General features: G+C 66.5%; 13 protein-coding genes. All 13 read right to left on the reverse strand.

Annotation, left to right across the window (positions count from 1 at the left end):
- Positions 1 to 845 precede the first annotated feature (845 nt).
- Positions 846 to 1,586, reverse strand: a complete 741-nt coding sequence (locus tag CJD35_RS14190; RefSeq protein WP_086485710.1) for a prepilin peptidase — start codon at positions 1,584 to 1,586, stop codon at positions 846 to 848.
- The gene (locus CJD35_RS14195; RefSeq protein ID WP_019054325.1) at positions 1,583 to 2,305 is read right to left on the reverse strand and encodes a type II secretion system protein N; all 723 of its coding nucleotides are present in this window, start codon (positions 2,303 to 2,305) and stop codon (positions 1,583 to 1,585) included. The genes CJD35_RS14190 and CJD35_RS14195 overlap by 4 nt, the downstream gene beginning before the upstream one ends.
- A complete protein-coding gene (gene gspM, locus CJD35_RS14200; protein ID WP_026002660.1) occupies positions 2,302 to 2,787 on the reverse strand; it encodes a type II secretion system protein GspM in 486 nt (161 codons plus the stop codon). The genes CJD35_RS14195 and gspM overlap by 4 nt, the downstream gene beginning before the upstream one ends.
- Positions 2,784 to 3,902: a type II secretion system protein GspL gene (gspL, locus tag CJD35_RS14205; protein ID WP_017184557.1), complete on the reverse strand. Its 1,119-nt coding sequence runs from the start codon at positions 3,900 to 3,902 to the stop codon at positions 2,784 to 2,786. The genes gspM and gspL overlap by 4 nt, the downstream gene beginning before the upstream one ends.
- Entirely contained in the window at positions 3,899 to 4,888 is a 990-nt protein-coding gene (gene gspK / locus CJD35_RS14210) for a type II secretion system minor pseudopilin GspK (RefSeq protein ID WP_017184558.1), read from the reverse strand. Before gspK ends, gspL begins: the two co-directional genes overlap by 4 nt.
- Positions 4,881 to 5,546 (reverse strand): type II secretion system minor pseudopilin GspJ, encoded by a 666-nt coding sequence (gspJ, locus tag CJD35_RS14215; protein WP_017184559.1) that lies wholly within the window; start codon positions 5,544 to 5,546, stop codon positions 4,881 to 4,883. The genes gspK and gspJ overlap by 8 nt, the downstream gene beginning before the upstream one ends.
- Positions 5,546 to 5,872 (reverse strand): type II secretion system minor pseudopilin GspI, encoded by a 327-nt coding sequence (gspI, locus tag CJD35_RS14220; RefSeq protein WP_037515225.1) that lies wholly within the window; start codon positions 5,870 to 5,872, stop codon positions 5,546 to 5,548. Before gspI ends, gspJ begins: the two co-directional genes overlap by 1 nt.
- Positions 5,873 to 5,942: 70 nt before the next feature.
- Complete coding sequence (locus CJD35_RS14225) at positions 5,943 to 6,392, reverse strand: GspH/FimT family pseudopilin (protein ID WP_017184561.1); 450 nt, start codon at positions 6,390 to 6,392, stop codon at positions 5,943 to 5,945.
- Between the two features lie 46 nt (positions 6,393 to 6,438).
- On the reverse strand, positions 6,439 to 6,981 hold the full coding sequence (gene gspG / locus CJD35_RS14230) for a type II secretion system major pseudopilin GspG (RefSeq protein ID WP_095687169.1): 543 nt from the start codon (positions 6,979 to 6,981) through the stop codon (positions 6,439 to 6,441).
- A gap of 9 nt (positions 6,982 to 6,990) precedes the next feature.
- Positions 6,991 to 8,208: a type II secretion system inner membrane protein GspF gene (gene gspF, locus CJD35_RS14235; RefSeq protein WP_017184563.1), complete on the reverse strand. Its 1,218-nt coding sequence runs from the start codon at positions 8,206 to 8,208 to the stop codon at positions 6,991 to 6,993.
- Positions 8,201 to 9,646: a GspE/PulE family protein gene (locus CJD35_RS14240; RefSeq protein WP_276327787.1), complete on the reverse strand. Its 1,446-nt coding sequence runs from the start codon at positions 9,644 to 9,646 to the stop codon at positions 8,201 to 8,203. Before CJD35_RS14240 ends, gspF begins: the two co-directional genes overlap by 8 nt.
- A 164-nt stretch (positions 9,647 to 9,810) precedes the next feature.
- A complete protein-coding gene (gene gspD, locus CJD35_RS14245; RefSeq protein ID WP_017184565.1) occupies positions 9,811 to 11,994 on the reverse strand; it encodes a type II secretion system secretin GspD in 2,184 nt (727 codons plus the stop codon).
- Positions 11,991 to 12,815 carry a type II secretion system protein N gene (locus CJD35_RS14250; protein ID WP_017184566.1) on the reverse strand — a complete coding sequence of 275 codons (825 nt, stop codon included), beginning with the start codon at positions 12,813 to 12,815 and terminating at the stop codon, positions 11,991 to 11,993. Before CJD35_RS14250 ends, gspD begins: the two co-directional genes overlap by 4 nt.
- Positions 12,816 to 12,960: the final 145 nt, after the last annotated feature.

Here is a 12,960-nt window from a genome sequence, read left to right on the forward strand (position 1 = left end):
GCCGGGAGCCAGGGGAAGAACAGGGCGAGATAGCGGCGGTGCCGGGGGCTGGCGTCGCGATCGTCATGCTCTGCGCCTCCCATGGTTCGTCCATCACTGGCAGGACGTCTGAAACAAAGTCGGTCACGGTCCCACTCCATGCGCCAGGGACCGGCCGGGGGGCCGGCGCGCCGACGCAGCAATTCGATTTGAAACAGGGATGCCCCTGGCGCGTCCGCTTCCAGCGCGATCGAGGGGGACGCGCTCACCCGCCAGCGTGTATCGGCGGCGCTGGGCGCAGTATCGGCGGCGATGCGCAGCAGGAACAGGGTGACGCCCGATGCTTCGGCGGCCAGCATCAGGCGGCGAGTGGCGGTCAGGTCCAGCCCGCGCATCGCCCCCCATCCTTCGACCAGCACCGCGCCCAGCCCGGCGCAACGCGCCGCCTCCGCCGCTGCATGGAGCAAAGCGCCTTCGTCAGGGGCCAGCACCAGCAGCATATTGGCGGGATCGATCCCCAGTTCGACAAGGCCGGTGGCGTGCAACCCTCCAACCCGTTTCTGCATCGCTTCGGTGCGCAGCCACAGGAAGGGACGCCCTTCCCCAGCGCGCAGGCTGAACAGGGCGGCAACCCCAGCCCCGCTGCTGGCATCTTCCTGATCGGCAAAGATTTCATGCAAGCGCCCACGCGCCAGTCCACCGCCTAGTGCCGCGTCCACCCCGTCATGCCCCAGCGCAAAGAGCCCCGCTGGCGTAGCCGCGCGGCGCGGCTCCAGCTGTTGCAGGCTCTCCCTCAACCGGGCAAGAACAGGGGACGAATCGCGCATATGTTCACTATATGTTCTATTGTTCCTTTGCGCCAGTCGTCAGAACAGGGAGTGGGCAAGATACCAGCCCGGCACCGCCGCCAGCGCCAGAAATGTGCCGAGCGGCACCCGCGCCGTCGCTGCCATTGCCCGGCCCGTCGCCAGCATGACGCCCAGCCCGGCCAGCGCCGCGATCAGCAGGATGAAGGGCAAGGCCTGCCAGCCGAACCATGCGCCCAGCGCGCCCAGCAACTTGGCATCGCCCAGCCCTAACCCCTCCCGCCCGCGCAGCGCGCGATAGGTCAGCGCAATCGCCAGCAGGCTGCCATAGCCCAGCGCCGCGCCGATAATCCGGTCGGCCAGCACCACATCGGTCGCCCAAAGTCCCAGCGTCAGGCCCAGGAAAGCCAGCGGCAGGGTCAGCGCATCGGGCAACCAGTAATGCCGCCAGTCCAGCACCGCCAGCGTCAGCAACATCCAGCCCAGCAACGCCCAGCCAAGGCCGCCCAAATCCGGCATGGCGCCGATCGCCAGCGCGCCAATGACTGCGCAACTGAGTTCGATCCGCCCATGCAGCGGATCGATCGGCGCGCCGCACGTCCGGCACCGGCCATGCTGGAACAGGGCGCTGAGCAAGGGGATCAGATCGCGCGGCGTCAGCGTGCGGCCACAGCCATCGCAGGCCGATCGCCCCCGCGTCACGCCCCGTCCCTGCGGCCAGCGCAGGATCAGGGTGGCCAGGAAGCTGCCGAAAATCGCGCCGACCACCCCGCCGAGCAGCGTCGCCAATATCGGCGTCACAACGTCCCTTCGACCTTCAGCAATTGCGCATTGCCCACGGTCGCAAAGCCCGCCTGCCCCAACGATGCCGCCAGCGTCGGATCAGCGGTTTCCACCCGCATGGTCGCGCTGTACCGGCCCGACCGCCAGATGCGCAGCGCGATCGTTTCCATGCCCGACTGGCTGGCGAGCGGCAGCAACAGCGCATCGCCATCGCAGGCAAGGGCCCCGGAAAAACCCTGTGTCAGGTTCAGCCCCGGAAACTGCCCCGCCATCCGCGCCCGCACCCGTCCTTGCGCATGACCGCACCGATCGCCGATGAAATAGGCGGACACATCCTCCATCTGAAGCCCGGCGATCGGCAGCGGCGCGAAGGTCCGGCCCAGCGGCACCGCGCCGGTCACATCATCCACTCCGATCCGCCCGAACCCAACCGTCAGCGCGCCCGATATGTCGTCGGCCAATCCCTTGGTCCGGGCAATGTTGAACCGCGCCCGACCCGTCAGCAACGCCAATGGAGAAAGGCCCGCGCGCACGCTGCCCATTGGCATGTCGCCCAGCATCAACTGGTCGATCCGCCCGCTCCATACCGTGCCCCGCACGTCACGCGCGGCCACGCCCAGCCGCTCCAGCCCGGACAGACCCAGCGCGACCCGCATCGGCAGGAACAGCAACAGCCCCAGCAGCACGATCAGCAACAGGATGATCCGCATCCGGCGGGACAGGACCAATCCCATCATTGCCCGCTTCCCCGCACCAGCACCGCCTGCACCGACAGGCTGCCAGCGGTCGGCGCGGGCCGCGCGCTCATCGTTTCGACCCGCACGCCCTGCGCCTCCAGCACCGCGATCCAGGAAAAGAGTGCGACCGGCCGGATCGCGGCGATGGCAATCTCCATCCGGTCCGGCCCCTGCGCCTGCGCACGTTCCAGTGTCAGGCCCGCTTCGCCCGCGCCCTGCCCGACCAGCTGGTCGAGCGGCGCGGCCGGGCCACCAGCCGCCGCACGGGGCAGCGCCTTCAGCTGCTGCACAGCCGTGCGCACCGCGGCGTTGCGCTCGGTCGCCTCGACCAAATTGTCGCGCGCCGACCGCTGCGCCCGATCGAGCGGCACTGCTACCCCGAACCAGAGGAGCACGCCTGCCAGCAAGGCGAACATCACGCCCAGCATCACCTGCTCACGCGACGATCGTTCCGCCCAAAGCGCCTGCATCCGTTCCATCATGACCGCACCGTAATCTCTGCCAGCGTCCGCCCGCCCGGCTCCTGCGCGGGTGTCGCCGTAATCGTGAAGCCTGCCGCCTGTAACGCGAGCAGCACTATGTTGATGTCATCCGCCTTCGCCGCCGCCAGCGTGGCGCGCAGCATCCCGTCCGGGTCGCGCGACAGGCTGGTCAGCGCCACGCCCGGCGCATCCTGCATCGCCGCCATCAGGGCCGCGACCGGCGCGGTAAAGGCCCGTCCACCAGCGCCCCGCGCAGCCAGTTGCTGCTCCATCGCGCCAAGCGCCTGGGCCGCATCGCTCGCGCCGGGCACGACCTGCTGCGCCAGCGCCAGGCTTTCTGCGTCCAGCCGACTGGCCTCGCGATGGCTTTTGACGATGCCGACCAGTGCGATCAGCAGCGCGGCAAGCAGGATCAGCCCGCTCCACACGGCCGCGCGTTTCAGCACGCGCTGGTCGAGCTGCCGCCGCACCCGCTTGGCGAAATCACCCTGCCGCAGATCGATGGGCGGGGCGTCAAGCGCCGCGATGGCGCGCCCCTCGATCACGCCCCGTGGTACATCCACCACCGGCGCATCGCCGATCAGTGCGGGCAGGGCCAAGTCGCCGGTCAGCGCCATATCCGTGCCGCGCAGCACCGTCACATCGCCGATCAGCCCGCGCGAAAAACCCGCCTCCGGCTCCGGCAGCAACAGGGGCGCTGGCACAATCATTTCGGGGTCCAGCCCATGATGCTGCGCCCAGAGCAGCCAATGCTGCATGTCTGCCCGCGCTGCCAACGCCACGATATGGGGCCGCGCAGGATCGTCCTGCACGTCGGTCACCGCAAACAGCTGATCGGCGGGCAATATCCCGTCCGCCAGCACCGCCAGCCGTGCCGCCGCGCGCGCCTGCCGCACCGGAAGGTCGGGATGCAGCGCCCAATGGAGCGCCACCAGAGCCGCAGGCGGCACCAGCATCACCCGCGCTTCAACGGGCAAGGCGGCAATGCCGCACGCTGCCAGCCAGTTCGCGCCCTCGCCCGATTGCACCAGCGCGCCATCGATCACGCGCATCCAATATGGCGGCGCGTCCTGCGCTTCGGGCAGAAACACGATCAGGGCGTCGCGCGCGCTCATGCCCCCGCACCCCAGCTGCGTCGCACCACGATTGCGGGGCTTTCCCGCGCGTCGATCAGCGACCGCTCCACCAGTTGCGTTCCCCCGACAGTCACCGCCACGTCCACTCCGAAAAATCCCGTCGTCAATTTGACCTGCTCGGCCACCTCGGTCATCGGCGACAGGCCGGCGAGCGAGGGCAAGGCCCAGAACTGGTTCGTGCTGCCGTAGCCGTCCGCGGGCCGCTGCGCCAGCAATTGCCGCGCCTGTCCGACGCTCAATTGCCCCGGCAACAGCATCGCGAACAGCGGCGCCTGCTCCGGCAACAGCGTGTTGATGTTGATCGGCGACAGATCCGTGACTGGCAATGCGCAGATCCAGGGCCGCACCGTCGCATAGATGGCAGGCGTGATGCCATTGACCGCGCGCAACTCGCTGGCATCGACCATCAGGCGGTTGGCCGCGCGATAGGGCCGCGCCATTTGCCCATAGACCGCATCCTCCGCCCCGCCCGGCTGCGGATCGCCATCGCTGTCGATCCAATCGGCCAGGCTCGCCGCAGCGCCCTGCGCCTGTCGCGCATCGACGCCCAGCGCCACCAGCAGCGCCTGAAATTGCGACACGCCGATGGGCCGCACCTTCAGGCTGGCCTCGCTTTCGCCGCTGACCACGCTGTTGAGGTTGAAACAATTGCCGCCGTCATTCACCCGCGCCGTCGCGATGCCGCCGGGCACCGGAATGCTTTGCGGCGCGCCCAGCCAGCCGCCCGCCAGCGTCATCTTCGCCGGATTGGCCGCGACCAGATCGCCGATCCGCAAGCGCGCAACCGCCGTGCCAGCCTCGGCATAGGCGCGCGCCTGATCGATCGCGCCGCCATTGCCGGTCATTCGCGTGGCCAGCGCCACTCGCTCCAGCGCGGTCGCGGCAACGACGGCCATCACCGCCACCAGCAGCAACACGGTCAGCAGCGCTGCGCCCTGTTCATCGGGTTTGCGCGGATCAGGCACCGGGCGAACCTTCGATGACCGGCTTTTCGACCGGGCCGGGCGCGACCAGAAAGCGCAAGGTCACCGGCGGCTCGCCCGTGCGGGTGAGCGTCATTTCCACCGCGCGCGGCAACAGGTCGGGCTGGGTCGGCGTCCAGTCGTCACGCCATTTCCCCTGCGCATCGCGGAATTTCAGCGCGACCGCCTCTACATCCTCCAGCAAGGCGGCTGGCTGATCCCCCGCTGCGCCATCCAGTTGCGCATAGGTTCGCCGCTCCAGCCGCCCCTGCCGCACCCAATATTCGACCTTCTGCAAGGAGGGCCGGGGCAGATCGCCCAGATTGTCCCACCCGCCCCGCACGAACTGCATCACCGGCTGATCCTCACCTTCATGATGCGCCCAGAAGGCGGGCGCCAGCGTGCCGCTCTCCGTACGGGTAATGCGTGGCACAGCCTGCCCCAGATCGCCCGCCAGCGCCCCGCCAGCCCGTTGCACCGCGGCCATATCGTCGAGCCGCGCCTTGACCTGCGCCTGTGCCGACACGCTGTTGCCCAGCAGGAGGACACCGGCGCTGGCGAGCATCGCGAAGATCATGAGGGCGACGAGCAACTCGATCAGGGTGAAGCCATCGTCACCCTTGATCCTGTCACATCCACATTGGTTGAGGCGCGCCGCCATCACTCCACCACCCGTATGAAGCTCAACACCACGGGCGACGCGCCCGGCTGGCCATCGACGGTCAGGTCGACCTGCAACAGGCGCTGGTCGTCGGTTGGCTTGACAGTCCGGCTCCAGTGCCAGCGTCGCCCGCCATTCTCGACATCGCCCGCTTCGTCGCCGACGGATGGCGGCACCGGGTCGCTCTGCACATCGACCATCAGATTGCGCGCGACGATCTGACCCAGCGCCTTGCTATCGAGATCAGCCGCCGTCCGCAGCGTCACCCCCTGCAACCGCACCAGTGCCAGCGCCGCCAGGCTGAACACCGCCAGCGCAACCAGCATTTCCAGCAACGTGAAGCCGCGTTCGCCTTTGAAATGGTCGTCCCGGCATGACGGTGGAGGAGATGGCCGACTACCCACCGACCATGACCTTTCCCGCCATGTCGACCGTCACCGACACCCGCTCGCCCTCGCGCGCCAGCGTTACGGTCAGCGGATCGGTCGGCAGGCCGGTGCCGTCGAAGGCGATCTGCTGCCGCCCGTCCTTGCCGACCAGAGCGCGGGTGCCGCTTTTCCAGTTGGCGGTGACGAAAGGCTTGTCCTCCAGCGCCACCCATTGCCCGCCATCGCGGCGCTGAAAGCCATAGCCGGATGCGGAGACCCACAGCCCCATGGGGGCGGCGGTCACGACCGCTTCGTCGCGCGCGGCGGCAACGCGCGCGGCGAAGCGGTCGGCATCCTCGATCACCCGCCCGCGCGGATCGGGGATGGCCAGCACGACAGCCGCCGAAATGAAACCGATGATCGTCAGGACGACCATCAGTTCGAGGAGGGTGAAGCCATTTCCGTTCGGTTCGAGCATGTCGAGAACCGTTTCTCGACTTCGCTCGAAACGAACGGATGTGGTTTTATAGCTCGCTGGAATGAATATCCGCATTTTCGCTCTCGCCGCCCGGCTGGCCGTCCGCCCCCAGCGAACTGATGTCGAACGCGCCCTTGCGCCCCGGCACGGTGTAGATATAGGCGCGACCCCACGGATCGTCGGGCAGCTTCTTGATATAGCCGCCACGCCGGTAACGTTGCGGCTGCGCCAGCGATGCTGGCGGATTGAGCAGCGCCTGCAACCCGTCCGATCCCGCCGGATAGGTCAGATTGTCGAGCCGATATTGCTCCAGCGCCTGTTCGATCGTGGCGATGTCCGCCTTCGCCTTTTCGACCCGCGCCGTGTCCGTCGCGGGGATGACGTTGATCGCCACGATCGTCGCCAGCAGGCCGATGATGACGATGACGACCATCAGTTCGACAAGGGTGAAGCCTTGTTCGGCGGAACGCCGGGCGGACCCGAATCCTTCTTCCCCGTTCGTCCTGAGCCTGTCGAAGGACTGCTCTTTCCTTCTGAAGAAGGGCAGGGCTTCGACACGCTCAGCCCGAACGGATTCTAGTGTAACCATATTCAACTCCTAAGCCCCGGTCAGGCTTTGCAGCTGCAAGATCGGCAGCAGGATGGACAGGATGATGACGGCGACGATCGCGCCCATCATGATGATGATGATCGGTTCCAGCATGGCGAGCGCGGTCGAGGTGAAGGCGTCGAATTCGCGTTCCAGATAATCCGCCGCCCGCTCCAGCATCGTGTCGAGCCGCCCGGCGCTTTCGCCGCTCGCGGCCAGATAGACCAGCAAGGGCGGAAACACCCCGGCCCGCCTGAGCGCCGCCGACAGGCTGCCGCCGCCACGAATGGCTTCGACAATATCGTCCGAAGCGTGTCGCAATACCCGGTTGTGGACGGTGTTGGCTGTCAGTGTCAGCCCCTCCAGCAGGGGCAGGCGGCTTGCCACCATGGTCGACAGCGTCCGCGCCATCCGCGCCGCGTGCAGATCGCGGGTCAGCTTGCCGATCACCGGCAGCCCCAGCAGCATCGCATCGAACCGATAATGGAACCGCTCATTCCTCATCGCCCGCCAGAAGCCAAGAGCCGCCAGCCCCGCCAGGATCAGCAGCAGCCACCACCAGCCCGCCAGAAAGGCAGACAGGCCCATCACCATCCGGGTCAGCAACGGCAATTCCTGCCCCACCGTATCGAACTGCTCAACCACCTTGGGCACGACGAAGATCATCAGCGCCGCGACGACCAGCACGGCAAAGCTGGCCAGCACCGACGGATAGGCGATGGCGGTCAGCACCTTGGAGCGCATCTGCGCCTGCCGCTCCATCAGGTCCGACAGCCGTTCCATGATCGCGGGCAGGCTGCCTGAACTTTCGCCAGCGGAAATCATCGCACGATAGAGGGGCGGAAAGCTTTTGGGTTCGACGCCCAGCGCTTCGGCCAGCCGCCGCCCTTCCATCACGCCGCCATGCACTTTGCCGACAATAAGCCGAACATGGTCCTGCTCGCTCTGCCGCCCGATCGTGCGCAGCGATTCCTCCAGCGGGCTGACCTGGGTCAGCGTCGCCAGTTGCCGGGTGAACAGCGTCAGTTCCTTGGGACTGAGGCGCGGGGTGCGCAGCGACAGGCCGGTGCGTTTGCGGGCCACCTCCACCGCGCCGGCGCTGAGTTCGACAATGAACAGCTTGCGCGCGTCGAGCTTCGCCCGTGCATCCTCCAGCGTTTGCGCCTTCAGCGCGCCTTTGCGCTCCTTGCCAGCCGGGTCGATCGCGACATAGTCAAATTCAGCCATCGGCGATGGTTTCCGCGTCCACGCTGTCGCGCCGCGACACGCGGATGGCCTCTTCGGCCGTCGTCTGCCCGTCACGCACCAATGCCCGCGCCGCCGATCCCAGATTGGGGGCATTGAGGAACGCATGGCGCGCGATCAGCGATTCATCGCCACCGTCATTGATCAGGCGTCGGATCGTATCGTCCACCCGGATCGCCTCGAACACGCCGATCCGGCCCTTATACCCCGTGCCGCCACATTCGCTGCAACCCCTGGCCCGATAGATGATCGTGCCGGGATCGAAGCCCAGCAGGGCGCTGGCGGACTTGTCCGCCTGCACCGGTTCGCGGCAATGCTGGCACAGTCGCCGCACCAGCCGCTGGGCGATGACCGCGCGCAGCGTGGAGGCCAGCAGGAAGGGTTCGACCCGCATGTCGCGCATCCGCGTGATCGCGCCGACCGCATCGTTGGTGTGAACGGTCGACAGCACCAGATGCCCGGTCAGCGACGCCTGCACCGCAATTTCCGCCGTCTCGCGATCGCGGATTTCGCCGACCATCACCACGTCCGGGTCTTGCCGCAGGATTGCGCGCAACCCGGCAGCGAAGGTCAGCCCGACCTTGGCATTCACCTGCGTCTGCCCCACGCCCTCCATCGCATATTCGACCGGATCTTCGACCGTCAGGATATTGCGGCTGCCGTCGTTGAGCTGGCGCAAGCCTGCATAGAGCGTGGTCGTCTTGCCCGATCCGGTCGGCCCGGTGACCAGGATGATGCCATTGGGTTCGCTGAGGCCTTCGCGGAAAATCCGGTCCGGCACGCCGTTCATGCCCAGCAGGTCGAGCGTGATCCCGGCATTTTCCTTGTCCAGAATACGCAGCACCACCCGCTCGCCCGCCCGGCTCGGCAAAGTCGATACGCGCACGTCGAGCAATTTGCCGCCCAGCGTCAGGCCGATGCGCCCGTCCTGCGGCACACGCCGTTCGGCAATGTCGAGCCGCGCCATCACCTTGACCCGGCTGACGACCACCGGGGCGACATGGGGTGGCATCCGCAGCGTTTCGCGCAATACGCCGTCGATCCGCATCCGCACGACCAGGCCGGTTTCATAGGGTTCGATATGAATGTCCGACACGCCCTGCCGCGCGGCTTCGGCGATGATGCCGTTGATCAGCCGGATTGCGGGCGCGTCATCGGCGCTGTCCAGCAAATCGTCGGCGGTCGGCATGTCGGCGGCCAGCATGTCCAGTTCGTCCGCGCCCATTTCGATCGACCCGGCCATGGCCGCCGCGCTGCCGTCCATCGCATAATGGTTGGACAGATGCCGGTCGAATTCGGCCTGATCGACGAAACTGACATCGAAACTGCGCGCCAGATGACGACGGACTTCCAGCAAGACCCGCGGATCGCTGCCTTCGCGCACTGCGATGGACAGGCGCTCGCCCTCCTGCGGCAACAGCACCACGCCATGCTTGCGCGCAAAGCCATAGGGAATGTCGATGGCGCGTGGATGGGCTGATGCAAAAGCCTCGTACTCCTGCGCAGGCAGGAGCCCAGGGTTCTGGACACTGCCCTCTCCGCCCTGGGCTCCTGCCTGCGCAGGAGCAGCTTGCCCATTCTCGCTCACTTGCGTTCTCCGCTTGCCGGTATCTCGACCGGGCGCACCACGCCGCTTGACTGGCGCACGGTCGGTTCGATCATTTGCGGCGCATCCGGCTGCACCATGGCATCGCCCGGTTGCGGCGCGACTGGCGGGGTCGCGCCCATATAGTCGCGGACCAGTTCGTCGATCGTCGGCTCCATGTCGGGATTGCGCTGTAACTGCATGTTGCGGACATAGCCGTAACGCTGCTGGGTCAGCTTCTGCGCATCTTCCTTCGACCGCAGGATGGTCGGGCGGATGAACACCATCAAATTGGTCTTGGTCCGGCTGCGGCTGCGCGATTTGAACAGTTCGCCAAGGCCCGGAATGTCGCTGAGCAAGGGAATGCGCTCGATCGTCTTGCGCTCATTATCGTCCAGCAATCCGCCCAGCGCCAATATCTCGCCATCATCGACCGTGACCGTGGTTTCGATCTCGCGCTTGTTGATGATGAGGTCGCTGCTGGAGTTGCTGACCGGCCCGGCCACGCTCGATACTTCCTGCCGCAGAAACAATTTGATTGCGCCGCCGGTATTGATCTGCGGTTTCACCTCCAGCTTGATGCCGACATCCTGCCGCTGGACGGTGCGGAACTGATTGTCAAAATTCTGGCTCAGCGCTTCCCCGGTCGTCACCGGCACCTGTTGGCCGACCAGGATCGATGCCTTCTGATTGTCCAGCGTCATCACCGACGGGGTGGAGAGAAGATTGCTTTCCGTATCGGATTTGACCGCGTTGATGATCGCGCCGAAAATCCCGTTCTTGCCGATGCTGCCGCCCAGCCCGGCAATCGCGCCGGTTGCGCTGGTCAGGCTGTTGATCGCCGATTGCTGGAGCGTGCTGGCCAGATCGCCGCTATTTTGCACTTCGGTCGTGGTTTGCGTCCCATCGGGCGCCACCACCGTCGTTTTGGTCGTGCCCAGTTGCGTCGCGCCATAGGCGCCTGCCAGCGTCAGCAGATTGGGCGAGGCATTGCTGTAATTGGTCGCGGCAAAGCCGGTCGATGTGCTGCCGATCAGGAATTGCACGCCCAGCTTCTTGGCCGCTGCATCGCTGATTTCGACGATGATCGCTTCGACCAGCACCTGTTCGCGGCGCGTGTCGATCTGGCGGATGGTTTCGCCCAGCATCCGCTGCACGTCGCTATTGGCCGCCACGATGATAGCGTTCGCGCCCTCATAGCGGGTGACGATCGCCGGGCCGCGCGTGGAAATACCGCTGCCGCTGGAGGAGGAAGAGGATGCCGCAGCAACCGGCGCGGCCGCCGCGCTCGCCGGCGCAGCGCCGCCCGCCGCCGGGGTGGAGGCGGTTACCGGCTGGCTGGTCGATTGCCCGACCAGTTGCTGCAACACCGGCAGCAATTTTTCGGCATCCGCATGTTCCAGCCAATAGACCCGGATTTCGGTGCCGCTCGCGGCCTGCTGATCGAGTTGCCGGGCCATCGCGGCCAGGCGTGCTACCGTGTTGGCATCCCCGCGGATCGCGATGGCATTGCTGCTGTCGATCGGCACGACGGTCGCGGCCGAAGGGGGCGCATTTTCCCCGCCGCCGCTTTCCACCAATGCCTGGAGCGATGTCGCAATTTCCCGCGCACCGGCATTTTTGAGCATCACCATCTGCGTCGATGAAATATCGCGATCGACCCGTGCGATGACTTGCCGGATGCGGGCGATATTGTCGGCATAGTCCGCCACCACCACGCTGTTGCCAGCGCGATTGGCGGTGACCGACCCGTCCTTGCTGACCAGCGGGCGCAGCGTTTCCAGCGCGCTCGCCGCGTCGATGGAACGCAGGCGAAACACCTCCGTCACGAAACTGTTGCGATTGGCCGCACGGCCAACACCGCTGGGCTGCCCCGCCGCGCCGTCGGCGGGCTGGATGCGATATGCCCCGCCGGGGGCTGGCACCGCGACCAGACCGTTGGCGCGCAGCGTGGACAGCACGATCTCGAAATATTCGGATCGTGACAAAGGCCGGTCCGTGACGACAGACACTTTCCCCTGCACCCGATTGTCGATGATGAAGGTGCGGCCCGTCACGCGCGCAGCGTCCTGAATGAAGGCGCGAATATCGGCATCGCGGACGTTCAGCGTCTGCTGCGCCATGCCCGGTGCGGCCAGAACCAGCGCAAGCGCGGCGGAAAGGGGAAGGAAATATCTGGTCATTGGCCTTGCACTATGAGGTTCACCGAAGCGACGGTCGCACCGCGCTCCACGGTCAGGGACAGGCGCGCGCCGGGCGCGATCTGGTTCTGCACGGACTGAAGGTCACCCACCGGCTGGCCGTTGATCTGGCTGATAATGTCGCCGGGCCGGAAACCGGCGCTGGCAAAGCCCGGCCCCTTCGCGCTGACCACCAGACCCGTGACCCGGCCATTTTGCATCCGGGGCGCAAAGGCAATGTCGCGTTTCAGACTGTCGGCGGTCGGGCCAGCCGTTGCCGGGGGCGAAGATGGCGGCGGCGACGCTGGCGGCGATCCCGGTGCTTCACCCCCTTCCGGGGCGGCCGTAGGCACCGGCGCCGACTGGTCGAGAAATATCTGCTCCTCCGCCCCGCCCCGGTCGATCGTCACATGATCGAACGATACCGATTTCAGCACCACGCCCGGCAGGATTTCATCGCCAACGGCAAAACTGTTCTGCACCCCGTCAGGCGCGGCGATGATCGCCGATCCCAGGCCCGATCCTTCATTCAACCGGATGCCATAGAGTGTCAGCGCCAACGAGGTGACGACACCCTTCCCTGCCGTTTGCGGCGCGCCGCTGCGAAAGAAAGGATCGAAGCTGGCGAACAGCGCCTGTCGCGCGGCGGGAGGCAGCAGTTGCGCCTGCCGCCCTTCCCATGGGCCAAAACTGCCGACCGGCGTCACGACGACCCAGGCCAGCCGCACCAGTTGCAGCGCCAGCAGGGCGATCAGCCCCTTTTCCAGCAACGCCAGCCCGTCAATCGACCGGCCCCGCAACCTGTTGGCGATCGCCACCCGCATCTGCCCGCTTGCCCCTTTATGATGGGACCGCTGCTAGGCGCTTCGTTTTACGGATGGATGACAGTCATATGACCTATTTGTGACAGGCGAAATTCCGCTGTCATGACGCTTGCATTTCCGGTCCCGGCCAGTAGCAAAATTGCCC

Origin of the sequence: Sphingobium xenophagum (assembly GCF_002288285.1) — a bacterium.
In the GTDB taxonomy this organism is placed as follows: Bacteria; Pseudomonadota; Alphaproteobacteria; order Sphingomonadales; family Sphingomonadaceae; genus Sphingobium; species Sphingobium xenophagum.

Bases quoted from the DNA above. Each gene is read 5' to 3' on its own strand.
- gspL (WP_017184557.1), bottom strand. From the start codon at position 3,902: ATGAGCGCGCGCGACGCCCTGATCGTGTTTCTGCCCGAAGCGCAGGAC.
- gspG (WP_095687169.1), bottom strand. From the start codon at position 6,981: ATGGTTACACTAGAATCCGTTCGGGCTGAGCGTGTCGAAGCCCTGCCC.
- gspD (WP_017184565.1), bottom strand. From the start codon at position 11,994: ATGACCAGATATTTCCTTCCCCTTTCCGCCGCGCTTGCGCTGGTTCTG.
- CJD35_RS14225 (WP_017184561.1), bottom strand. From the start codon at position 6,392: ATGCTCGAACCGAACGGAAATGGCTTCACCCTCCTCGAACTGATGGTC.
- gspF (WP_017184563.1), bottom strand. From the start codon at position 8,208: ATGGCTGAATTTGACTATGTCGCGATCGACCCGGCTGGCAAGGAGCGC.
- CJD35_RS14250 (WP_017184566.1), bottom strand. From the start codon at position 12,815: ATGCGGGTGGCGATCGCCAACAGGTTGCGGGGCCGGTCGATTGACGGG.
- gspJ (WP_017184559.1), bottom strand. From the start codon at position 5,546: ATGGCGGCGCGCCTCAACCAATGTGGATGTGACAGGATCAAGGGTGAC.
- gspI (WP_037515225.1), bottom strand. From the start codon at position 5,872: ATGCTGGTTGCGCTGGCGGTGTTCAGCCTGGCGGCGCTGGCACTGGTG.
- CJD35_RS14195 (WP_019054325.1), bottom strand. From the start codon at position 2,305: ATGATGGGATTGGTCCTGTCCCGCCGGATGCGGATCATCCTGTTGCTG.
- gspM (WP_026002660.1), bottom strand. From the start codon at position 2,787: ATGATGGAACGGATGCAGGCGCTTTGGGCGGAACGATCGTCGCGTGAG.